Source organism: Rhodococcus sp. M8 (genome assembly GCF_015654185.1).
GTDB lineage: Bacteria > Actinomycetota > Actinomycetes > Mycobacteriales > Mycobacteriaceae > Rhodococcus > Rhodococcus aetherivorans.
The window spans coordinates 3,009,801-3,032,738 of the sequence record NZ_CP064065.1 but is presented as its reverse complement, the minus strand read 5'-3'; the positions used below and the strand labels follow the sequence as shown (position 1 = coordinate 3,032,738).

The following is a 22,938-nucleotide window of genomic DNA, read 5'->3' as shown; positions in this document are numbered from 1 at the left end:
TCAACTCACAGCAGCCAGCGCAACGCGCACGGCGGTCGTCAGAGCGGCGTCTGCCGCTTCCGGTACACATCTCGGGTCGACCAGGCAGCGACCCCGCTCGACGCGCGCCACGACACCCGGATCACCGTGACGAAGAGCCTCGGCGCAGGTGGCCGGCAACGACACGGCATATCCGGGAAGCACGACACCCGGCGCCCCTCCGCCGCCGACGGCGCCGTCGACGGAAACCACGTCGCACCCCACGGACGCCGCGATCCGCTCGGCCCGCTCACGCAGACGCGTCGGATCTGCGTGGAGATACCGCATCACCGGATGTGCGGGTCCGCGAAGAGTCGCTTCGAGGGCGGCCAGGGTCAGTTTGTCGACGCGCAGGGCCCGCGCGAGAGGATGGCGCCGCATTCGCTGCACGATGTCGGCCTGGCCGAACACGATTCCCGCTTGTGGACCCCCCAGAAGCTTGTCCCCGCTCGCCGTGACGAGGGAAGCCCCCTCCGCCAGGCACGTGGACGCGTCCGGCTCGTCGGGCAAGAGCGGGTCGGGGCGCAGCAGACCGCTACCGATGTCCATGATCACCGGCACACCGAGGCCGGACAGCTCGGCCAAACCCACCGAGGCGGTGAATCCATCGATCTTGAAGTTGCTCGGGTGCACCTTCAGGATGCAACCCGTGTCCGGGCCGAGGGCATCGGCATAGTCCCGCAAATGAGTCCGATTGGTCGTGCCGACTTCGCGCAGGCGCGCTCCGGTGGAAGCGAGGAGGTCCGGGAGGCGGAAGCCATCGCCGATCTCGACCATCTCGCCGCGGCTGACGAGCACCTCGGACCCGGCGGCCAGGGTCGTCGTCGCGAGCACGAGGGCGGCAGCACCGTTGTTGACCACGAGGGCGTCGCCCGCGGACGGGACCGCCGCGCGCAACGCGGCAAGTGTCCCGCGGCCCCGCTGTGCGCGGGCGCCGCTTGCCACGTCGTACTCGACGTCCACGTATGCCGCTGCGGCGACGATCGCCTCGACGGCCGCGTCCGACAGCGGCGCCCTACCGATGTTCGTGTGCACGACGACGCCCGTCGCGTTGAGCAGTGGTCGGAGAGTCGTGGCCCGGGAGGGGAGCAGGCGCAAGGCAGTCTCAGGCACGGCGGACGGTGACACCTCGCCGGTCCGGGCGAGGCGTTGCGCGGTCCGCACCGCTTCGAGGACGGTGGGGCGTCCTAGTCGCTCCACGGCCTCGCCGAGGTCCGGACGAGCGAGGAGCGCGTCGGTGCGAGGAATCCCCCTGCGTGGATCGGGGTCGAGCACCCATGCCTCCGTCGGTCGTGCGAGAGTGTGGCGGAGATGGACGGGAATCGAACCCGCCAGACCGAGATACTCGATCTCACCGGTTTTGAAGACCGGGGGGACCACCAGGAACCCAGACATCTCCGCGGCCAACTATAGCGGCATGACGGATTGTGTGCACCAACAGGGTGCCATTTTGTCCGCCAGATGGCATACAGTTGTGGTCATGACTGTTGCAGAGTCCTATCGCCTCACTCAGTTCGCCCACGGCGGCGGATGTGCCTGCAAGATCCCGCCGGGCGAATTGGAGGAGATCGTCCAGGGCCTCGTCGGTGTGGTGTCGTCGGACCTCCTCGTAGGCCTCGACGACGGGGACGACGCGGCCGCCGTCCGGCTCAGCGGCGATACGGCGGTTATTGCGACTGCCGACTTCTTCACCCCAGTGGTGGACGACCCCTACGACTGGGGCCGGATCGCCGCCGCGAACGCGTTGTCCGACATATACGCAATGGGGGGCCGACCGCTGGTGGCGCTCAACCTCTTGGGCTGGCCGAGGGAGGTTCTCCCGGTCGAACTCGTTCGGGAGGTCCTACGGGGCGGCCTGGACATCGCCCGAGAGGCAGAATGTCCCGTTGCCGGAGGTCACAGCGTAGACGACCCGGAACCCAAGTACGGTATGGCCGTCACGGGAGTCGCCGACGCTCGACGCCTACTGCGCAACGATGCCGCTCGTCCCGGACAGGCGCTGTCGCTGACCAAACCGCTCGGTGTCGGCATTCTCAACAACCGGCACAAGGCGACAGGCGAACAGTTCCCCGAAGCAGTGGAGTCCATGGTGACACTCAACCGCGAGGCTGCTGGTCAGGCGCTGGATGCGGGGATCGAGGCCGCGACGGACGTCACCGGGTTCGGCCTGCTGGGACACCTCTACAAGATGGCGCGGGCGTCCGGCGTGAGTGTGGTCGTCGATGCAGCCGCGGTCCCATACCTGGCCGGTGCTCGTGAGTCCTTGGCCGACGGGTACGTTCCCGGCGGGAGCAAACGAAACCTCGATTGGGTACGTCCGCACCTGGAGGCCGGCGTGGGCGACGATGTCCTCATCTTGCTTGCCGACGCACAGACCAGCGGTGGTTTGTTGCTGGCGGGAGAGATTCCCGCGGGCACGGTCATCGGCGAATTCGTTCCCCGTGGGGAATCCGTGGTCGTGGTGCGCTGAGCCGGAGGTCGATCGCCGCAATGGGTACAGAGCCGTTCGAGATCGCCGTTCCGGACGTGAAACTGGAGGAGTTGAGGCGTCGATTGGAGGCCACCAACTGGCCGCACGACATGGCGAACGACGAGTGGAACTACGGCGCGAACGGTGAGTATCTGCGCGGTCTGGTCGACTACTGGCTGCACGGCTACGATTGGCGCGCCCAAGAGCGTCTGATCAACAGCTTCACCCACTACAAGACCGAGATCGACGGCGTCCCATTGCACTTCATACGGGAGCCGGGCAAGGGACCGAATCCGATCCCACTGGTCATGATCCACGGCTGGCCCTGGACCTTCTGGGACTATCACGAATTGATCCGGCCGCTGGCGGACCCCGCGTCCTTCGGTGGCGATCCGAACGACAGTTTCGAGGTCATTGTCGTGTCCATGCCGGGTTTCGGCTTCTCGTCGCCGCTCGTGCAGCCCGGCATGAATGCGTGGCGTGCCGCCGACCCCATCCACAGACTCATGACGGAGCACCTGGGGTTCAACCGATTCGGTGCCCACGGTGGGGACTGGGGTGCCACGACCACGGCTCAACTCGGTCACAAGTACCCTGACAGCGTCATCGGAATTCACTTGACGAGCACACCCCGACTCGATCACTGGAACAGTCAGCGACCATGGGATGTGACCGCCGGGCGAATGGTGTCCGACGACCTGCCGGAGTCGACACGGATCGCTCACCTCGACATCCAGCGCCGCGTCGCCAGTCATGTCGCCGTGCACATGCTGGATCCGCAGACCCTCGCCTATGCCCTACACGATTCGCCGGTGGGACTGCTGGCTTGGTTGGTGGAGCGGCGCCGGGCCTGGAGTGCCAACGACGGCGACGTCGAGCAGGCATTCACCCGCGACTTCCTGCTGACCACCACATCGATCTACTGGTTCACCGACACCTTCGTGACCTCGGCCCGGCTGTACGCCGAAGCCGGACGGAACCCGTGGCAGCCGTCCCATTCGCACACGCCTCGGGTCAACGTGCCGACGGGAGTGTCGTACATGAGATTCGACGTGAGCAGCCGTTCGAGTGAGGCGGAACGGCAGTTCGACATGCGCTATACCAAAGAGCATCCGTTCGGCGGTCACTTCGCTCCCGCCGAGGAGCCGCGGGCCGTCGTGGACGACATCAGGGCCGTCTTCCGGCTCTTGCGCTGAGTGCTCCGATTGCCCGGCTTCTCCCCGACGGGTGGCCCGGCGCGCAGCCGGGCCACCCGAATATCCGCTGGGCTCTGCAATCCGAGGCGGGACGTACCGGAGTTCAGTGTGTGTTGTTCTCGCGCAACGGGAATCGTGCGACCATGGTGGTGTCGGTGGCTGTGGCACCGAGCTTGGCCGCACCTCCCGGCGAGCCGAGCGGCTCGGCGTGGCCGGACAGCGGTTCGGCGAAGAAGACTGCGTTGTCGGCGATGTGCGGGGTCCACTCGTGTGGGACGTCGTCTTCGTAGAAGATGGCTTCGACGGGGCAGACGGGCTCGCATGCTCCGCAGTCGACGCACTCGTCGGGGTGGATGTAGAGCGCTCGTGCGCCTTCGTAGATGCAGTCGACCGGGCATTCTTCCATGCAGGATCGGTCCATGACGTCGATGCAGGGCTCGGTGATCACATATGCCATGATCTATCACCTTCGGTGTGGGTCGGGTCGGGTTGTGGTAAGCCGAGGGCGATCTGTCGCATCTCAGGTGACGGTCCAGGTGTCGCGGCCGCGGAGGAGTTCGTCGACGTCGGCGTCGGTGGCCGGGCCGCCGGCGTTGTCGACGCAGTCGCTGACCTGGGCGCGCACGAGGTCGTCGTAGGTCGGGCGCGCCACGTTGCGGAAGATGCCCATGGGCACGTGGGTCATCTCGGGGCTGTCGAGCCGGGACAACGCGAAGGCCTGTGTCGGCTCGGCGGCCGCGCTGTCGTGGACAACGACGTCGAGGCCGTGCGACTGGGCGTGGGGGACGAACTCCATCGCTCCGCCGGTGCGGCGGACGAGTACCCGGCGATCGTCGGCGGGGCCGAGTTGGACGACCTCCCCGTGCCGCAGGTGTACCAGGCGGGCCTGCTGTTCGGTGCGGTCCTTGATCAGGTCGAAGGCCCCGTCGTTGAAGATCGGGCAGTTCTGGTAGATCTCGACCAGGGCGGTGCCGCGATGTTCGGCGGCGGCCCGAAGGACCTCGGTGAGGTGTTTGCGGTCGGAGTCCATGGTCCGGGCCACGAAGCTGGCCTCGGCCCCCAGGGCCAGCGAGACCGGGTTGAACGGCTGGTCGACCGAGCCGAGGGGGGTGGATTTGGTGATCTTGCCGACCTCGGAGGTGGGTGAGTACTGTCCCTTGGTCAGTCCGTAGATGTGGTTGTTGAACAGCAGGATCGTGAGGTTGACGTTGCGGCGCAGCGCGTGGATGAGGTGATTGCCGCCGATGGACAGGGCGTCGCCGTCGCCGGTGACCACCCACACCGACAGGTCCGGTCGGCTCGTCGCCAGGCCGGTGGCGATGGCCGGTGCGCGTCCGTGGATCGAGTGCATGCCGTAGGTGTCGAGGTAGTACGGGAACCGCGAGGAGCACCCGATGCCGGAGATGAACACGATGTTCTCCCGGGCGAGTCCGAGTTCGGGCAGAAAGCCCTGCACCGCGCCGAGGATGGCGTAGTCGCCGCAGCCCGGGCACCAGCGCACCTCCTGGTCGGAGGCGAAGTCCTTCTTCGTCTGCTTCGGAGCGTCGGGGCGATGATGCGGCACACCGGCGGTTCCGCCGAAGAGGTGGTTCGTCGGGAAACCGAGATCGGTGGTCATGCGGGCACCTCCGGGGAAGCGGCATCGAGGTCGGACACCGCGATCGATGTGATCGCCTCGGTCAGTTCGGCGGTCGTGAGCGGCAGCCCGCGTACCGAGGTGAACGAACGGACGTCGACGAGATACCGGGCACGCAGCAGCAGGGCGAGCTGGCCGAGATTCATCTCCGGGACCAGTACGCGTTCGTAGCGTGCGAGCACCTCGCCGGTGTTGGCGGGGAACGGGTTCAGGTGACGCAGGTGGGCGCGGGCAACCTTGACGCCGGTGCGGCGCACCGCGCGCACCGCCGAGGCGATCGGCCCGTATGTCGATCCCCATCCCAGCACCAGCACCGTCGCGTCCTCGCTCGGGTCGTCGACCTCGAGGTCACCGACGGCGTCGGCGATCCGGGCGACCTTGCCGGCCCGCAGCCGCGTCATCAGGTCGTGATTGTCCGGGTCGTAGGAGATGTTGCCGGTGATGTGCGCCTTCTCGATCCCGCCCACCCGATGTTCGAGTCCGGGCGTGCCGGGGACCACCCACGGTCGGGCCAGGGTGTGCTCGTCGCGCAGGAACGGGTGGAAGACCGGTTCGCCGTTGTCGTCGACATCGTTCGGTGCGGTGGTGAACCGCACGGTCGACTCGGGCAGCTCGGCGATGCTCGGCACCGCCCACGGCTCCGAGCCGTTGGCGAGGGAGCCGTCGGACAGCACGAACACCGGGGTGCGATAGGTGACGGCGATCCGCACCGCCTCGACGGCGGCGTCGAAGCAGTCGGCCGGGGACCGCGGAGCAACGACCGGCACCGGCGATTCCCCGTTGCGGCCGAACATCGCCTGCAGCAGATCCGATTGCTCGGTCTTGGTGGGCAGGCCGGTGGAGGGACCGCCCCGTTGGACGTCGACGATCACCAGCGGCAGTTCCAGCGAGACCGCAAGACCGATCGCCTCGGACTTGAGCGCCACTCCCGGCCCGGACGTCGACGTCACCCCGACGGCGCCGCCGAACGAGGCCCCGATCGCGGCCCCGATGCCGGCGATCTCGTCCTCGGCCTGCATGGTGATCACGCCGTAGCGCTTGAGCCCGGCGAGCGTGTGCAAGATGTCCGAGGCCGGCGTGATCGGATACGAGCCGAGCACCAGCGGCAGCCCCGCCTTGTGTGCGGCCGCGACCAGCCCGTACGCCAGGGCCGTGTTGCCGGTGACGTTGCGGTAGATCCCCGGTGGCATCGTCGCCGGGGCGACCTCGTAGGATACCGAGAAGTCCTCGGTGGTCTCCCCGTAGTTGAACCCGGCGCGCAGCGCGGTGAGGTTGGCGGCGAGCAGATCGGGCTCGGCCGCGAACTTCCTGCCCAGGAAGGCTTCCGTCCCGGCGGTCGGCCGGTTGTACATCCACGACAGCAGACCGAGGGCGAACATGTTCTTCGCCCGCTCCCTGTCCTTGCGGGACAACGAGGCGAATTCGCCGAGTGCTTCGACCGTGATCGACGTCAGCGCGACCGGGTGCACGTGCCACGACTCGAGCGAGCCGTCCTCGAGCGGGTTGGCGGCGTAGCCGACCTTGGCCAGATTCCGCCTGGTGAACTCGTCGGTGTTGACGATCAGCGTGCCGCCGCGAGGCAGATCACGCAGATTCGCCACGAGCGCAGCGGGATTCATCGCAACAAGCACATCGGGCGCATCGCCCGGGGTGAGTACGTCGTGATCGGCGAAATGCACCTGGAAACTCGACACACCCGGAAGAGTGCCCTGCGGAGCGCGGATCTCGGCCGGGAAGTTCGGCAGGGTCGACAGATCGTTGCCCAGTGCCGCGGTCTGCGAGGTGAATCGATCCCCCGTCAATTGCATGCCGTCGCCGGAATCCCCGGCGAATCTGATCACCACGCGATCGAGTTGGCGGACAGGTTTACCGCTGTCCGATCCACGGCCCGGCGTGCCGGGGCTAACGGATGTCGACGATGTCACTGGAAGTTTCTCCGAGTCTTGGTGCATTTTCGGTCTTGTCGGTCGGTGCGCAACCGGCGCAGTCGATCCCTCGTGCCTCCACGGGCATTGTCCCTAGTCCAGGCACACACCGGAAGGGATCCGCGATCCGGGTGTGAACGTGGCCGGCATGGCGATGAACGAGTTCACCACTCCGAGATCGGGGATCTTGTGGGATTCGGCCCGATCGATCTTCAGGTCGGGGATGCGGGTGAGGACCTGACGCAGCACCACCTGGAAGATGGTACGGGCCAGGTGCGAACCCAGGCAGCGGTGGATGCCGGTGCCGAAACCGAGGTGTCGGTTCGGGAACCGTTCGAGGTCGACCTCCGCGGGATTGTCGAAGACCTTTTCGTCGTAGTTGGCCGAGCGGAACATCATCAACATTCGTTCACCCGCGGTGACGGTTTGACCTTCGACCCGGAAGTCCTTGGCGGCGGTGCGGGCCAGTCCTGCGACCGGGCTGATCCAGCGAACGAACTCCTCCGTGGCGGTCTGGAGCAGTTTGTCGTCGGTGAGCAGGCGTTGTTTGTTCTCGGGGTGTTCGTCGAGCCAGAACAGGGAGCCGGTGATCAGGGTTGCGGTCGTGTCGAAGCCGCCGAGCAGCATGAGCCAGAAGAGGGCTTGCAGGTCCTCGTCGGGCATGTGTTCGCCGTCGATCTTCACGGCGATCATGTCGTCGATGAGGCCCTGTCGGGGGTTGTCGCGGCGCTCTTTGACGATGTCGAGCAACTGGACGAAGATCTGGCCGATCTGAGCCTGAACCTCGGCGTTGTACGGTTCGTAGGTGATTCGGTGGATCGGTTCGGCGTAGAACTTCCACGTGTTCAGAGGCAAGCCGAGAAGGTCGAGGGTGGCGAGGGCGGTGACGGGGTTGGCGAGGTCCATGACGAGGTCGAGTTCGCCCTTTTCAATGACCTTGTTGATGACCTCGGTGGTGAGCGCTTCGATACGGTCACGGCGCCGGCGGATGGCGGTTGGCGAGAAGTGGGGGTTGAGCGCTCCCCGGTAGCCGTCCCACTCCGGCGGATCCGTCTCCTCCGGGATGTTGCAGGGTTGCGGCGGCGCCGGGATCGACACGCCGCCTACCGGTGTGCCATCCGCGGTGAACGTCTTCTTGGTCGAGCACCGGTCGCGGTCGCGTAGTGACTCGGTCACACCTTGGTGGCTGGCGACGACCCAGAAGCCGTCGTACGACTCGGTCCACGATACCGGGCAGCGTGAGCGAAGCTCTGCTGAGATGCGATCGCCGTCGGCGGCGAATTCGGGAGAGTGATGGTCGAACTCGACCGTTGGTCGGGTGCTCGTCATCGGGTGGCTCCGTTCTCGAGGTAGGACTGGGTTCGATACGCGCGAGACTTCGGTCGATGTCCGCTTCCGGTTTCGGGATCGAAACCGAGTTGATGGAGGGAAAGGTGCATGTCGAACGGGCGAGCCCTCCCGCTCAGCTTTCGGTGATTTTCACGGCTCTCTCGGGGCAGGTTGCCTGTGCGTCACGGATGGCGTCGTATCGGTCGGGTCTCACGGCGGTCTCGTCGACGAATGCGTGACCGTCGTCGTCGCGAAGGAGGAAGACGTCAGGAGATGCCATAGCGCACAGAGTGTGGCCCTGGCATCGACCCTCATCGACTCGAACCTTCATTGATGCTCCTCTTGGGGGTCGGGGCCTACTGTGTCGGCCCTCACGTTCTAATGATCTACAGTTTTGCATGCAAATCTTGATCGAACAAGGGGGAGTTTCACCGACCTTTCCAAGCTTGTCGACGCGCAGGGGACTCGATCCACCGGCGCGTTCACCCGAGGTGCCTGCGCTTGCAAGGGACTTCGGAGTGCCACGGCGAACCCGTCCACTCGCGGCGGAGGCCGAAATGCTACGCCGAAAGAACGGTGGCCATTGGCACATAATCTATTGCATACATGAGTCGGCGACGATACTGTTGTCGCTGCTTCCTGGCGCCGGCGAGGGGGCACGATCCCACCGAGTAGACGGTGGGGGACCGGTTGTCGCGAGGTGTTCGAGCGTGATGGCAACTCCCTGGTTGTGGCCGGAGTGCCGGCCGCACCTCAGAGCAGCGCAAAGTCCGTCCACAAACTGACCTATGACTCTGGAGGTAGTGATGAAGGCTCGTGCAGCGGTTCTCTGGGAGCAGCCGGGAAAATGGACGATCGAGGATGTCGAGCTCGACGGCCCGCGAGCGGGTGAAGTACTCGTCGAGATGGTGGCGACCGGACTGTGCCACTCCGACGACCATATGGCGGTGGGCGATGTTCCGTGTCCGACGCTGCCGTTCTGTGCAGGACACGAGGGCGCTGGCATCGTTCGGGAAGTCGGGCCGGGCGTGCGGGACCTGAAGGTCGGCGATCACATCATCACGTCCTTTGTCCCGTCCTGCGGAAAATGTCGCTGGTGCGCTTCCGGAATGCAGCACCTCTGCGACTACGGTGCACTCATCATGACGGGCGCTCAGCTCGACGGTACGTGCCGTATGCATATCGGTGACGCAGACGTACCGACGGCAGCCATGCTCGGCACATTCGCCACCCACCAGGTATTCAACGAGGAGTCGTGCATCAAGATTCGACAGGATGTGCCTCTCAATGTTGCGTGCATCGCCGCCTGCGGCGTTCCGACAGGTTGGGGATCGGCAACCAACGCCGCCGACGTGCGTCCCGGAGATGTGGTCGTCGTCATGGGGACGGGCGGTCTCGGGATGAGCGCCGTCCAAGGTGCTCGGTTCGCCGGGGCAGCCCACGTCATCGCCGTGGAACCGGTGGCGTTCAAGCGGGAGAAGGCTCTCGAACTCGGTGCTACCGAGGCATACGACGATATCGATGAGGCAACCGAATTCGCGCGCTCCATTACCAACGGGCAAGGAGCCGACTCCGCCATCATCACGACGAGTCTGATAACGGGTGAACACGTCAACAACGCCTTCAAGGCGATTCGCAAGGCCGGCACGGTTGCGGTGACGGCCCAGGGGTCCCCGTTCGAGACGGGTATTCCGATCAATCTGTTCGAATTGTCGATGTACCAGAAGCGGATTCAGGGTGTTCTGTTCGGTATGAGCTCGCCGCGCGAGGCTGTCCCCATGCTTCTCGACCTCTACGCCGAGGGGCAGCTCAAGCTCGACGAGATGATCACCACGCGGTATACCCTCGACCAGATCAACGATGGATACGCAGATATGCACGCGGGCAGGAACATCCGTGGGGTTATCGACTTCTGATGGCTCGCCGCACGGCTCTGTCGAGCCGTGCGGCGTGTAGGGACCACTGCAGAGCGAAGATCAGGTATTCGTCGTGCGACCCGGCTGTCACCAGCCGGGTCGCACCGGTCTGTATACCCCCGCCGCGCGGATCGACTCCGTTTCGTGACAGGCCGAGCAGCTGTCGACGACTCGGTACAGCAAGCCGTAGAGCCCCTGCCCGTAAGGGGCAGGGGCTCTACGAGTGGTCGGCTCGAGGCTTGTTACGCGTCTTGCGAATACACCGGCTGTCAGGCCCCGCATCCCCAGGTCACCGTAGTGGACTGCAGGTATTCTGCGATCGCTTCCGGGCCGCGTTCGCGGCCGATCCCACTGGCCCCGAAGCCGCCGAAGGGAGCGTCGAGGTTGAATCCGCCCTGGCCGTTGATCGTGACGAATCCGGAACGGATCTGCTTGGCCATGTCGTATGCGCGACTGGCGTCCTTGGACCAGATCCCGCCACCGAGTCCGTAGAGGCTCTCGTTGGCGAGAGCCACGGCCTCCTCGTCGGTGTCGAATGGGTTGATGATCTGAACGGGTCCGAAGAATTCGGTGGTCGCAATGGTCGACGTGTTGTCCACGTTGGTGAACAGCGTCGGCTCGACGTAGAAGCCTTTGTCGAGACCCGCGGGGCGGCCGCCGCCCGTCACGAGTTCGCCGCCCTCCTCGATGCCCTTGGCGATGAGCGCCTCGACCTTGGCGCGTTGCGCTTCACGGATGAGGGGTCCCATCTCGACCGTGGCATCGGCGGGATCGCCGATCTTCATTGCCTGCATGGCCTTGCTGGTGGCGGACACCACCTCGTCGAAGATCGACCGGTGCACGAATGTTCGCGTGGTGAGCGAACAGCCTTGGCCTGCTTGAATTGTGGAGTTCAGGAGGACGTCGGCGATCGCCTTCTCGAGGTCTGCATCGGCGCGGATGATGCTTGCAGACTTGCCGCCCAGCTCCAACACGACACGTTTGAACGAGGGTGCTGCCTGAGTGGCGATCTTCGAGCCGACGATATCCGAGCCGGTGAAGCTCACCATGTCGACGAGGGGGCTGGTCGTCAGAAGCTCACCGACCTCCACGTCACCGGTGAGGACGTTGAGTACTCCAGCGGGAAGACCGGCCTCCTCGGCGATTTCGCCGAGGACGAGGGCCTCGAGGGGGGTGTAGGGCGAGGGCTTGAGGACGGTCGTGCACCCTGCTGCGAGTGCAGGGCCGAGCTTGAAGAGGTTGAGGAAGAAGGGAAAGTTGTAGCCTGTGATCAGCGCCGCTACACCCGCGGGACGTTGCCGCACCACTCCCTGGGTCAGGCCACCCATGCCCGCCATGGGTGTGAGAGGCCGCTCGAACGAGTAGGCCGGCAACGTCCGATCCACCATGTCCATCCATGCATCGATCGGGAAGTTGGTGTGGACCACCTGCGATTGCCACCCCACCGACCCGGCTTCCGCTACGTTGAGCGCGGCGATCTCCTCGGAGCGACGCTGCATGATCTCGCCCATGCGCCGCAAAATGTCCGCCCTTTCGCGGGTTGAGGTGCGGCCCCAGGGTCCCTCGTCGAACGCCTTCCGCGCTGCCCGAAGCGCGCGCATGGCATCGTCGCGAGAGGCGCGGCCGACCTGAGCGATTGTCTGCTCGGTCGCGGGGTTGATCACGATGTCTACTTCATCGGTTCCGGCATCGGTCCAGGAACCGTCGACGAAGATCTGTCGGACATTGTCGGTCATGTGGAGTCCTTATCCAAAGCGGGTACTGCTACCTGGTCGGCCATCCCTCAGGACGAGTGGATTCATGATTGCATGCGACTTTGAATGCGTCTAGACATGTCTTATGGTGTGCAGAGGGTGAGGGGCGCCCCGGGCGCCGTGCGAGAGTGTGATCGTCATTCGGTCCTTAGGAGAACAGCATGAGCCAACCGGTGTTGTTGGTGCACGGCGCATTTACCGGTGCGTGGGCATGGAGGCCGGTTCTGGGCGAGCTGGAACGGCGCGGTATCGATGCATCTGCGATCGATCTACCCAGTCGACGTGCGGGGGGCACCTTTGCCGCCGACGTCGCTTCCGTACGCGGGGCCTTGAAGGACCTCCGTGGACCTGCTGTACTTGTCGGCCACTCGTACGCGGGCGCTGTGATAACCGCAGCCTCTGCAAACAACGACGATGTCGCTCGACTGGTCTACGTATGTGCGGCTCTCCCCCAGGAAGGCGAATCGGTTTCCGCGTTGATGCAACGGGATCCCGATCCGGGACAGTTGGGATCGGCCATCAGACCCACCGACGACGGTATGGCGGTGTTGGATCCGGTCGGAGCGAAAGCCCACCTCTGCAACGACGCGACAGGCGCGCAGGCGACCCCCTTCATCGAGTCGCTCGGATCGCATGCTCTGGCAACCTTCGGAGAAGCGGTACACGACCTCGGGTGGAAGGACCATCCGGTCACATACATACTGTGCACTCGGGACAAGACCTTTTCCCCGGCACTGCAACGCGAGTTCGCCCGCCATGCCGAAACGGTCGTCGAAGTGGACTCGGGACACTGCCCGATGCTCACCCGCCCGGCGGCGGTGGCCGACGCGATCACCGCCACGGAGCGTCGGTAGACGCACCACCGAATTCGGATGTGCCCATGTGATCCTTGCCATTTCTTGTGAAACGGTTTCGAGCGCAGTCGGATTCGATGATCAGTTCGCTGCAGTTCTCTCTGGGACGGCCTGCCCGCCCCGCCCGGGTAGGCACAAGTGCGGCTTTGGTAAGTGAGTCGATTCGGGTCGAGGTGAACGCTCATGCGGATCGTTCACCCACGATGCGGTTCGCTCGGTCGCCGAGGTCGCGTCGTGTCCACGGCGTCCTGTCCGAGTCCGGGCCGGCACCAAGCGTCAACACAAAACAAGGAGCACGTGATGCCCGAAGCTGTGATCGTGTCCGCCGCCCGTTCTCCCATCGGGCGGGCGATGAAGGGGTCGCTCAAGACGGTGCGTCCGGACGACCTGGCCACCCAGATGGTCGCGGCGGCCCTGGCGAAGGTGCCGGAGCTGGACCCGGCCCAGATCGACGACCTGATGCTCGGCTGCGGCCAGCCCGCCGGCCAGTCCGGGTTCAACATCGCCCGCGTCGTCGCCGTGCAGCTGGGTTACGACTTCCTGCCCGGCGTGACCGTCAACCGCTACTGCTCGTCGTCGCTGCAGACCACCCGCATGGCGCTGCACGCGATCAAGGCCGGCGAGGGGGACGTGTTCGTCTCCGCCGGTGTCGAGTCCGTCTCCAGCTTCGTCACCGGCAACGCCGACGGCCTGCCGAACACCAAGAACCCGCTCTTCGCCGACGCCGAGGCCCGCACCGCCACGCTCGCCGAGGGCGGCACCGCGTGGACCGACCCGCGCAGCGAGGCCCTGCTGCCCGATGTCTACATCGCGATGGGCCAGACCGCGGAGAACGTCGCCTCGCTCACCGGCATCTCCCGCGAGGACCAGGACCGGTGGGGTGTGCGGTCGCAGAACCGGGCCGAGGAAGCCCTCGAGTCGGGCTTCTTCGAGCGTGAGATCAGCCCCGTCACCCTGCCCGACGGCACCGTCGTGACCACCGACGACGGGCCGCGGCCCGGCACCACCTACGAGGCCGTGAGCCAGCTGAAGCCGGTCTTCCGCCCCGACGGCACCATCACCGCCGGCAACGCCTGCCCGCTCAACGACGGCGCCGCGGCCCTGGTGATCATGTCCGACACCAAGGCCGAGGAGCTCGGGCTGACCCCGCTGGCGCGGATCGTCTCGACCGGCGTGTCCGGCCTGTCGCCGGAGATCATGGGTCTGGGCCCGATCGAGGCCGTGAAGAAGGCCCTCGCCCACGCCGGCAAGACCATCTCCGACATCGACCTGTTCGAGATCAACGAGGCGTTCGCCGTGCAGGTGCTCGGCTCCGCCCGGGAGCTCGGCATCGACGAGGACAAGCTGAACGTCTCCGGTGGTGCGATCGCCCTCGGTCACCCGTTCGGCATGACCGGGGCGCGGATCACCGCCACCCTGCTCAACAACCTGCAGACCCACGACAAGCAGTTCGGCGTGGAGACCATGTGCGTCGGCGGCGGTCAGGGCATGGCGATGGTGCTCGAGCGCCTGAGCTGATCCGAAGTCAACGTGAACCGCCTTGGATCCGGTAGAGACGTTATTCAGGACACCTCAAGGAAAGGATGTCTCATTGGGGAGTTTTCCAGTAGGTCGGAGCGGCGGCGAGTTGCAGAAAGCCGGCGAAGTGCTTGTTATGGCGTTCATAGCGGATGGTCCGCCGCCGGTATCCGGTCAGCCATGCCGACGATCGTGATCGGCGTAGGTATCGATGACGTCCTGGTAGACCCGCTACGTGATCGCGAACGGCGGGTGCTGTTCCTCGCCGAATACCGCTTCGAGACTTCGGCGTTGCGGATCGCTGAGCAGTTCCTGCCGGGTGCGGGCGGTGCGGCGAAGGCCGTAGAGCGGATCCCCCAAACGGCCGCGGTGCCCACAGGTGTGCTGCTGCACGCGCTGGCGACACAGATCCAGCTTCGTCCCGGTCAGAGCCACGACGTGGAACGGATCCATCACCGTCGCCGCATCGGGAACCCCGCTGGTCGCGGCGTGCCTGTAGCCGCCGAACCCGTCCATCGCCGCCACTTCGATACGTCCCGAAAGCGGCACTCTGCCGGTCGAGCCAGGTGGTGAGGGCCGCCGAAGATCTCAGGTTCGGACGCAGGGCTCCCGAGTGCTCGGATGACGATCGGTGTAGGAACATGCATCATCTACCACCCGGAGCCCGTCTCACGTTGACGACGCCGACCGCACCGAACGCATTGTTACAGCCTGAACCGGGGGTTCCATACCACGGATTGTCGCAGATTCGACTTCTCGCTACCGCGACATGAGCACTCTCCTGGGTCCCGACGTCGCCGTCACCCGTCGGCCATGTGCCCAGAGCCCTACAGCGACTCTGATCTCAGTATCGCGCGCCCAGTGATTCATGCCACACCACCTCTTAGTCTCGATGGTGCCCTGATGCATGCGCATCGATCGTGCTCACCCGCGTTGATCGACGCCTACGGATCATCGACCGATTCAGAAGTTCACATGGTGAGGAGTTGTCGTGACCACAGCTGACCGAGTAGAGGTGCAGGACGAGAGCAGCATGCCGGCTGATGCCGCACAGCCGGCGGCTCGTCAGGTCGGGGACGGAGCGTCCGGCCGCTCGGACCATTCGTGGATGGGCACCGAGGTCCCTCACGTCGTGATCTCGCTGGAAAAGTGCATGGGTGTGTGGGCAGCGGCCACAGATCCCCGTTCCGATCGGGTGTTGCTGTATCTGCACGCGGGGGGGCGCCGCTGCTGCAAACTGCCGAGCCATCGTCGTCTGGTGTCGCGGCTGTGCGATGCGCTGGACGCCTCGGTGCTCGTGGTCGACTATCGGACGGCGCCCGAGTACACCGTCGGGGACGGTATCGACGACGCGGTGGGCGCCTATCGGCTGCTCATGGCAGCAGGTTACGACTCCGAGCACATCGTTCTGGCAGTCGATTGCGCAGACGGTGACCTCGCGGTGATGGTACCGATGGTGCTCAGGGACCTCGGGCTCCCGGACCCTGCATCCGTCGTGATGATGTCCGCATTGGAGGACGGCGGCGAACTCGATGACACATCGCATCAAGCTGCCACACCGGGTTGCGCGCTCTTGCCGTCAACTCCACGTGCCTTGACGCCGCCACTGCACTGATCGCCTCGAGGCGTCACGGACCCATCCCGGGACGGTAGGCTCGAGGAGTGGGACGGATCGAGCGCTCGGACGACGATAACTGCAGTTGTCGCCAGGGTCGAGTCGATGCACGATCCTGACCCCTCGGTGCGGGCGCTTGTGATGCGCGTTGCTGCGGTCGCCGGTAAGCACGCCGATGAGATTGCCGCCCTGATGGTCGACGAAGCCGTCAACGAAGTCGACGAGATCAAGGCCGATCAACGCCTCCTCGAGTTGGCGACTGCGGGAGCCCAGGCCGCGGTCGTCACCAACCTGCAGATGCTCGAGCATGACCTCGACGTCTCCTCGATGGAGGTCCCGGGGGCCGTTGTGGAGTATGCACGTGTGGTCGCGCAGCGTGGTTTTCCTTTCGACCTCCTCGAGCGGGGGACCCGCGTGACGCGCAACGTGATGCTGCGCTGGTGCCTGGAACGGCTCGGAGAGTTGGGTGAGGACCCCGTCGTCGTGGCAAGGTCCGCCGTCTACCTCATGACGCGACTGACCACGTGGACCGATGATCTCTATCGTCAGGTCTTGCACCATTACGAGATCGCACGCGAGACATGGTTGCGGGAGCGTACTGCTGCTCGAACGGCCCTCATCGAAGCTATCCTCGCTGGGCGCTCTGTCGATGTCGGAGACGTCGAGAGAGCGTTCTCCTACCGTCTGAACCAATGGCACGTGGGGGTCATCGCGTGGATCGATCGGTCGACCTCCGAGGATCGGCTTGCCCGACTGGAGAGTGCGGTTTCCGTACTCGCCAAACGATGTGGTGCGCAGTCGCGTCCATTGTTCGAACCTCGCGATGAGCGCACCGCGTGGGCGTGGCTACCGCTGGGGGCCGCCGCGGGGGTCGACCTCTTCGAGGTCGCGTCGACCTTCGACAGGGGTGACGATTCGGTGACCATGGCCATAGGCGCGATGCAGGAGGGAGTCGAAGGCTTCGCTCGCACGCATCGGCAGGCCACTCGGGCGGCGATGGTCGCACGGGCCTCGCAAGTTCCCGATCTTCGTGTGGTGTTCAGCGAGAGCGCAGGGTCGGTGGCGCTGATGTGCTCAGACCTCGGCCTTGCGAGCGAATGGGTGCGGGATGTGCTGGGACCCTTGGCCGTTGACGACCCGCCGATGGCGCAGTACCGAGAAACGCTGCGTACATTCTTGGCGAGTGGTGGCAGTTACGCCACCACCGCCGTCATCCTCACCATGCACAAGAACTCGGTCATGTACCGACTCCGAAAGATCGAGCAACTACTCGGACGTAGTGTCCGAGAGAGACGACTCGACGTGGAGAACGCTCTCGCGTTGTGCGAGTGGCTCGGCTCCGCTGTCATGGAGCCGAGCGTTCGCAGCGACTGAGCTTGATCAGCGACGTTTTCTCAGTAGGTGGGTGTCCGACGCGCTGCCGGGCAGTACCCACGATCCGACCGCCTCCCGAACGCACCGGATCATCGGGCTCTGTAAGCCCCCCGCGGCCCACGGCCGTGCCGCCCTCTCGAACAAGGGTCACCAGACGCCGGGATCGGCACCCATACCCCCCACGAAGGTCCCTGCCGACGGCAACTCCCTCGATGTCGACACCGTCTGCCGCCACGCGCTGCTGTCCGGACTTCGGTGCCTCGGCGAACGCGCCGCCGCGCTGCACACCACCCGATGGGAGGTCCTCGACAGGATCACGCTGTGTCCCAACCGAATCGGCTGCATCGCCAAGGCGGCGCTCGAACTGACACAATTCGAGCGCGTAGGGCGTTATGCCCTCGAATATGTACGGGATGTCCCGCGATTATACGCGTGGGGGGCCCGCTGGAGTCGATGCCCCTTCCGGACCTGTAGTCGCAGCGCTCGCGCCGCCCGGGCGGATCTGACCGGAGCCCTGACCGCCGTCACCACGATCGCGGACACCGCCACCACACTCCTCGACAGCGGGACCTCGACGGTCCCGGCGCACTCGCCGCAGAACCAGGCCTTGGCGTCGCTCACCATCCCCCTCGGCGGGCAGCTCTCACCCCTCGCGCCCACCTGGGCCGAAGCGCTGTCCACCGCTCCGCGGGTGCTTTCGGTGCGCATACCCTCGGTGTTCGAACCCACCGTCGTGCTCGATCAGGTCCTCACCGTCGCCACCGGCCTCACCGCCCTCGATGTGCCTGCCATCCTGCACAACCTGACCTTGCTTCCGTAGAAGGTGGCCGCGCTCGACGCGCGCGGCGCCACCAGATAGCGGGGGAGCTCGACAACCAGTTCTCCCCACTGGTCGCGATGGCCGCCGCCGTGGACCCGACCTCGATCTCCCAAGTGCTCGCCGTGGTCCCGGACCTGTCCGGGTTCGCCTGGATCGCCGCTACGGTCGCCTCGATCCTGGCGAACGTCGACATTATCCGGCTCGCTATCCTGGTTGGACGGGTCCAGGAGATCGCGTGGACCGCCCTGGGGAGGCTGCTGCCTCCGTCGGGACGGGTGCCGGATCCGGTCGGTGCCGGTGCGGTGATGACCGGCCTCGTCCCCGTCGGCCTGGACCTGGCGTCGGTAGCGGTGAGGATGCTCTCGGCAAGGTCACCAAGACTTCGCCCGTGCTCCTGGAAAGCAGACCCCGATCGACGGCACCCCCGCTTCACGTCCGACGCAGGCCCCGATCTGCTGGCACTGGCCGGCTGACCGCCCTCGCCGAATCGCGAAGCGCCGAAGAGTTTCTCACCCCGTCGGGAGGGAGTCGAGGCCGCGAGCTTCTTCCCTCCGGCGCGCACACCAACTACCCAGTCCCTCGTTGTCGACAACGCCGGCACCGCCGCCCTCACCTGGCTTACCGACTGGTTCGACGTCCAGATCGGACGCGGAGACCGAACCGACACCCTTGCACGCACAACCCTGCCACCGGCCGAACCTCTGCAAAGGGCTGCGCCGCGTACCCACAACATCCGGAGAGGCAGGGGGCGGCTCTGCTCGTACAGTTTCTTCTCGGCGTGGCAATACTCCTCGGCACAGCCGGTCCGGTGGTCGGAGGGACGCTGCCGGACCACACGGCCTTGATCGCCGCCCACCGCCCCGTCGATCCCTCTGCGATCACATAGAGGTCGCGGTACGCAGCGCGGAGTGGGCGCCTTCCCTCCAATAGTGCATATGAATGGCATACTGAGTGCAGTGCATACTTCGGATCGACCGGGTGAGTTGCCCGGCCGATCCGCCGTCACGGCGAGCACCCGCTGCGCCGTGACAGCCTCCGCTTCCCGGAAGTCAGGAGGCCGAGAGGCTGAGGAGACTTTCGTGGCTGCAATGTCGAGAGGCCCGAAGACGTCGCTGGTGGTAGCGCAGCAGATCGTCCGGGATACGGCGCGAAAAGGCCTGCAGCCCGGGGACCTGCTGCCCCCGGAGAAGGCGATGCTCGAGGAGTACCAGATCGGCCGCGGCACCCTCCGTGAGGGACTGCGGCTGCTCGAGTTCCAGGGGATGATCGCCCTCAAGCCGGGGCCCAAGGGCGGTCCCGTCCTCCTCGATCCGGACGCGTCCCATCTGGCGAGCACCATCATCCTGCTGATGCAGCTCCAGAACGCCTCGCTCAGCACGATCGTGGAGGCCCGCACCGCCCTCGAGCCCGTCATCTGCCGCCTGGCCGCCGAGCGGATCAGCGACGAGAACCTGCTCGAGCTCAAGCAGTCCGTCGACCGCATGCAGCAGTCGTTCGACACGGCGGACATCGACACGTTCCTCGAGACGAACAAGCAGTTCCACGACGTCATCGCCTGGTCCACCGGCAACGCGCTCTTCGGCTACCTGACGGACGCGCTGCTGCGGATCACCGGCGGCACGGTGATGGGCGTCGACCACCCCGCCCCGCTGCGGGAGACGACCCTCAAGGCGCACATCCAGATCTACGAGGCGCTGCATTCGCACGACGCGGACCTGTCCGAGGACCGGATGCGCGACCACATCAACGAATACGTCCGGTACGCCGAGCGCAAGTTCCCCGAACTCCTGAGCCAGGTCCTGCCCTGGAACCAGGCCCTCGGCGGCTGAACGAGACCCCTTCTCGACGGACGGAGGCATCGCCCGTGGGCCCGCACCGAAGAACTTCTCCGATCGTCGCCCTGAATGCACACAGTCAGTAATCCCCGCCTGCTGCCATCGCCGGAACAACGCGTAACCGTTTGCCACGGTCCTCGTACCAGGAATCCTTCGCAGCTCGCGTGCCCTTCTGATCCGACCGCTTCGGACAGGTGAACCGGATCCCACGCCCACGCAGCTGAGAGCGGGTACTCGGAGGCGAATGCGCCTTGTCCGCCGCCACAGCCTCCGGGCGCGATCGAGGGCGCCCACCCCCCAGGACCTGCACGCTCGCTGTGCTCCAACAGTGGCTCGAGCTGGGAATCGTCACCGGCCTGGCCGGCGGTGAGGAGCACACTCGTCGGCATCCGCGCCCGTCACGGCAAGGTGAATCTTGCTGCTCGGTCCTCCACGGGATCATCCGAGAGATTCTCCGTCGACAGCAAGGGCCTCGATCGCTGATGTGCAGCCCCCTGACGAGAGCCGACGGGGCCTTCCATACGGCAAACTCGTCACCGGTAGTGGCGGGCAGGTGATCATTCGAGCCCCCGGGACATCGAGTCCTGAAAAGGACCGTGCCCCTGCCCATCCGGAGTGCCGCCCCTGGCGCCGCCGGAGCGTGCGACAGGACCGTCGACGTTCTCCGACTGCCCCGGTGCCGGCGTCTCAGCCCTCGGCCGGCCGCAGCACCGAGGGGCGCAACCGGTGGAAATCTTTGACCCGCAGTGCGCGCAGGGGGCGCAACCGGAAGTGCTCGTCGCCCTCGAGCACGCCGGCGAGGGTCGAATCGACCAGGACCGTTCCCGGCCGCGCGGCACCGGTCAGCCGCGCTGCGATGTTGACCGCCGACCCGAACACGTCCCCGAACCGGGCCAGCACCGGCCCCTGCGCCATTCCCACGCGGAGATCCGGGGCGTCGGGACGGGAGCCGGACGACTCCTGCAGCGCCAGCGCGATCCGCGCGGCGTCCGCCGGATCCTCGGCGGCGAACATCACCTCGTCGCCCACGGTCTTGATCACCCAGCCGCCGCCCTGGGTCACGATCCCCGTCGCGGTCGACTCGAAGTCCTCGAGCAGGTCGTTGAGCTCGTCGGCGTCGATCCGGCGGGTCAGGCGCGTATACCCCACCATGTCGGCGAAGCCTACGACCAGGACCCGGCCGGCCGACTCGCCCCCGGCCCGCACCACGTTGCGTCCCGTCGTTGCCGCCAGGTGCCGTCGCCACACGTACAGCTGTAAGGTCTCGGTCAGGGGCAGGACCCGTTGCAGCAGTTCGTCGACGAACGACCGGATCTCCCGCTCGGAGGGGGTGGTCCCGGTGTACTCGGTCTCGAGCCGATCGAGGATGTGGGTGTTCATCAGGGCCACCTCCCACTCGGCCAGCCGCGACATGGACTGTCCCAGCGACCGGGCGGCCGCCAGTTCCAGGTCGGGGTGCAGGGCGCCGCTCGCCACGATCGCGTCGATGTTCCGCAGCGCCGCGACGTCGCCGTCCGTGAAGGTCCGCGCGTCCGGGTCCGGATCCACGGTGAATCCCAGCGCCTGCCAGAGCCGTTGGGCGCGTTCCGAGTCTACCCCGGCCAGGTCGGCGCTCTCCCGCTGGGTGTAGCGACGCTCGCCGCCGAGCAGGGTCCGCTCGAGTTCGGCCTGCACGGCCTGCAGGAGCTCGGGCTCGAGCTCCGGTTGCTCCGACGCGCTCACGTCGCTCCTTCCCGGCCGCCGAACGTGACCGGCCGACCCAGCATGGCCCACCTCGGTTCGGGCGCGCAACGAATCCGCGAGAGTGTCGCACCTGTGTGCGACAGTGATCGCGCCTCCTGCACCACCCAGCCCGAAAGGACGTGGCATGCCGCCCCGCAGACGAGCCGGCACAACCGGCCCGGATCATCTCACCGAGGAGCAGCTCGCCGAGCTGTCCACCGCCGTCGCGGACGGTCGCCGCGCCACCGTCTATCTCATCGAGGGCATTCCGAGCCTGGGCATCGCCCCGGGCGCGTCGGCCCGGGCGGTGTCGGTGGCGGGCCGCACGGTCACCGTCCGTCCCAAGGGCGTCGACGACGAGCTGCCCTTCGAGGCCGAGGAGCTGCGTCTGACGAAGGAGCCGTCGAAGCCGGTCCGCAAGGCCGCGGATCGATCGACCCCGCGCCCCACCACCCCGCGCCCCACCACCCTGCGCACGTCCGCGTCGCAGCCCACCGCGTCGGGTCCCTCCCGCGCTCCCGCCCCGAAGAGCTCGTCGTCCCCGGCATCCACCCCCGCCACGAAGGAGACCACCACCGTGCCGCCGACCGCACCCGAACCGCAGACCGGCGCGACCCCGAAGCCGAAGGCGGCGTCGCGCCGGCCCAAGAAGCAGCCCGGCGTGACCGTCACCATCACCATCGACCCCGAGCAGGAGTGGACGGTCGGTGTCGCGCAGGGCACCCGGCGCCTGAGCAAGGCCAATCCCGTCAGCCCCGACGCCGTGGAGCGCGCCGTGCTCGAGCTCGGCGACGAGGCGGCCCTCGAGGCGGTCCGGTCCGTGATCGACGCGGCGCGCCAGGCCGCGGAGGAACGCGTCGCGCAGCTCAGCCGCGAACTCGAGGAGGCCAGAAAGGCGTTGGAGAGCCTGGGATCGGGCCCGACCGGGTAGTCTGATCCGCTGATGCGGCCGGAAC

The 22,938-nt window shown here is 66.3% G+C and carries 20 protein-coding genes and 1 tRNA gene; 11 read left to right on the top strand and 10 right to left on the bottom strand.

The window, feature by feature from the left end; all coding sequences use genetic code 11:
• Positions 1 to 1,293, bottom strand: a complete 1,293-nt coding sequence (gene selA / locus ISO16_RS13580; RefSeq protein ID WP_072636753.1) for an L-seryl-tRNA(Sec) selenium transferase — start codon at positions 1,291 to 1,293, stop codon at positions 1 to 3.
• A gap of 28 nt (positions 1,294 to 1,321) precedes the next feature.
• A tRNA-Sec gene (locus ISO16_RS13575) sits at positions 1,322 to 1,417 on the bottom strand.
• Positions 1,418 to 1,498: 81 nt separating this feature from the next.
• Here ISO16_RS13575 and selD point away from each other — a divergent pair.
• Both selD and ISO16_RS13565 read left to right on the top strand, forming a co-directional pair.
• Positions 1,499 to 2,488: a selenide, water dikinase SelD gene (gene selD, locus ISO16_RS13570; protein WP_072636812.1), complete on the top strand. Its 990-nt coding sequence runs from the start codon at positions 1,499 to 1,501 to the stop codon at positions 2,486 to 2,488.
• Positions 2,489 to 2,508: 20 nt separating this feature from the next.
• Complete coding sequence (locus ISO16_RS13565) at positions 2,509 to 3,684, top strand: epoxide hydrolase family protein (protein WP_072636752.1); 1,176 nt, start codon at positions 2,509 to 2,511, stop codon at positions 3,682 to 3,684.
• Positions 3,685 to 3,787: 103 nt separating this feature from the next.
• Here the strand turns inward: ISO16_RS13565 and fdxA are convergent, their stop codons facing one another.
• The 5 genes from fdxA to ISO16_RS13540 form a co-directional block, all read right to left on the bottom strand.
• Entirely contained in the window at positions 3,788 to 4,141 is a 354-nt protein-coding gene (gene fdxA / locus ISO16_RS13560; protein ID WP_072636751.1) for a ferredoxin, read from the bottom strand.
• Positions 4,142 to 4,204: 63 nt separating this feature from the next.
• Entirely contained in the window at positions 4,205 to 5,302 is a 1,098-nt protein-coding gene (locus tag ISO16_RS13555; protein WP_072636750.1) for a 2-oxoacid:ferredoxin oxidoreductase subunit beta, read from the bottom strand.
• Positions 5,299 to 7,272: a 2-oxoacid:acceptor oxidoreductase subunit alpha gene (locus ISO16_RS13550; protein ID WP_083662328.1), complete on the bottom strand. Its 1,974-nt coding sequence runs from the start codon at positions 7,270 to 7,272 to the stop codon at positions 5,299 to 5,301. Before ISO16_RS13550 ends, ISO16_RS13555 begins: the two co-directional genes overlap by 4 nt.
• 66 nt (positions 7,273 to 7,338) lie before the next feature.
• Positions 7,339 to 8,574, bottom strand: coding sequence for a cytochrome P450 (locus ISO16_RS13545; RefSeq protein ID WP_072636748.1), 1,236 nt, complete (start codon positions 8,572 to 8,574; stop codon positions 7,339 to 7,341).
• A 133-nt stretch (positions 8,575 to 8,707) separates the two neighbouring features.
• Complete coding sequence (locus tag ISO16_RS13540) at positions 8,708 to 8,905, bottom strand: ferredoxin (protein WP_072636747.1); 198 nt, start codon at positions 8,903 to 8,905, stop codon at positions 8,708 to 8,710.
• Between the two features lie 475 nt (positions 8,906 to 9,380).
• Between ISO16_RS13540 and ISO16_RS13535 the strand changes: the two genes are divergently transcribed.
• On the top strand, positions 9,381 to 10,490 hold the full coding sequence (locus tag ISO16_RS13535; RefSeq protein ID WP_072636746.1) for an NDMA-dependent alcohol dehydrogenase: 1,110 nt from the start codon (positions 9,381 to 9,383) through the stop codon (positions 10,488 to 10,490).
• Between the two features lie 269 nt (positions 10,491 to 10,759).
• Here ISO16_RS13535 and ISO16_RS13530 read toward each other — a convergent pair whose 3' ends face one another.
• Positions 10,760 to 12,226, bottom strand: a complete 1,467-nt coding sequence (locus tag ISO16_RS13530) for an aldehyde dehydrogenase family protein (RefSeq protein WP_072636745.1) — start codon at positions 12,224 to 12,226, stop codon at positions 10,760 to 10,762.
• A gap of 179 nt (positions 12,227 to 12,405) precedes the next feature.
• On the opposite strand from ISO16_RS13530, the gene ISO16_RS13525 reads away from it, so the two are divergent.
• On the top strand, positions 12,406 to 13,098 hold the full coding sequence (locus ISO16_RS13525) for an alpha/beta fold hydrolase (RefSeq protein WP_072636744.1): 693 nt from the start codon (positions 12,406 to 12,408) through the stop codon (positions 13,096 to 13,098).
• A gap of 300 nt (positions 13,099 to 13,398) precedes the next feature.
• Positions 13,399 to 14,616: an acetyl-CoA C-acetyltransferase gene (locus tag ISO16_RS13520; RefSeq protein WP_072636458.1), complete on the top strand. Its 1,218-nt coding sequence runs from the start codon at positions 13,399 to 13,401 to the stop codon at positions 14,614 to 14,616.
• Between the two features lie 231 nt (positions 14,617 to 14,847).
• Here ISO16_RS13520 and ISO16_RS13515 read toward each other — a convergent pair whose 3' ends face one another.
• On the bottom strand, positions 14,848 to 15,132 hold the full coding sequence (locus tag ISO16_RS13515) for a transposase (protein ID WP_072634900.1): 285 nt from the start codon (positions 15,130 to 15,132) through the stop codon (positions 14,848 to 14,850).
• A gap of 475 nt (positions 15,133 to 15,607) precedes the next feature.
• On the opposite strand from ISO16_RS13515, the gene ISO16_RS13510 reads away from it, so the two are divergent.
• From ISO16_RS13510 to ISO16_RS13490, 5 genes are all read left to right on the top strand, one after another.
• Entirely contained in the window at positions 15,608 to 16,231 is a 624-nt protein-coding gene (locus ISO16_RS13510; RefSeq protein WP_139310914.1) for an alpha/beta hydrolase, read from the top strand.
• Positions 16,232 to 16,336: 105 nt separating this feature from the next.
• The gene (locus ISO16_RS13505) at positions 16,337 to 17,605 is read left to right on the top strand and encodes a PucR family transcriptional regulator (protein WP_083662327.1); all 1,269 of its coding nucleotides are present in this window, start codon (positions 16,337 to 16,339) and stop codon (positions 17,603 to 17,605) included.
• Between the two features lie 31 nt (positions 17,606 to 17,636).
• Complete coding sequence (locus ISO16_RS28710) at positions 17,637 to 18,425, top strand: transposase family protein (protein WP_230304549.1); 789 nt, start codon at positions 17,637 to 17,639, stop codon at positions 18,423 to 18,425.
• A gap of 77 nt (positions 18,426 to 18,502) precedes the next feature.
• Positions 18,503 to 18,898 carry a hypothetical protein gene (locus ISO16_RS13495; protein WP_072634902.1) on the top strand — a complete coding sequence of 132 codons (396 nt, stop codon included), beginning with the start codon at positions 18,503 to 18,505 and terminating at the stop codon, positions 18,896 to 18,898.
• Positions 18,899 to 19,513: 615 nt separating this feature from the next.
• Positions 19,514 to 20,254 (top strand): FadR/GntR family transcriptional regulator, encoded by a 741-nt coding sequence (locus ISO16_RS13490; RefSeq protein WP_029546538.1) that lies wholly within the window; start codon positions 19,514 to 19,516, stop codon positions 20,252 to 20,254.
• A gap of 693 nt (positions 20,255 to 20,947) precedes the next feature.
• Here ISO16_RS13490 and ISO16_RS13485 read toward each other — a convergent pair.
• Entirely contained in the window at positions 20,948 to 21,982 is a 1,035-nt protein-coding gene (locus tag ISO16_RS13485; protein ID WP_072636369.1) for an adenylate/guanylate cyclase domain-containing protein, read from the bottom strand.
• A 145-nt stretch (positions 21,983 to 22,127) separates the two neighbouring features.
• On the opposite strand from ISO16_RS13485, the gene ISO16_RS13480 reads away from it, so the two are divergent.
• Positions 22,128 to 22,913: a DUF6319 family protein gene (locus tag ISO16_RS13480; RefSeq protein ID WP_072636368.1), complete on the top strand. Its 786-nt coding sequence runs from the start codon at positions 22,128 to 22,130 to the stop codon at positions 22,911 to 22,913.
• The last annotated feature ends 25 nt before the right edge of the window (positions 22,914 to 22,938 follow it).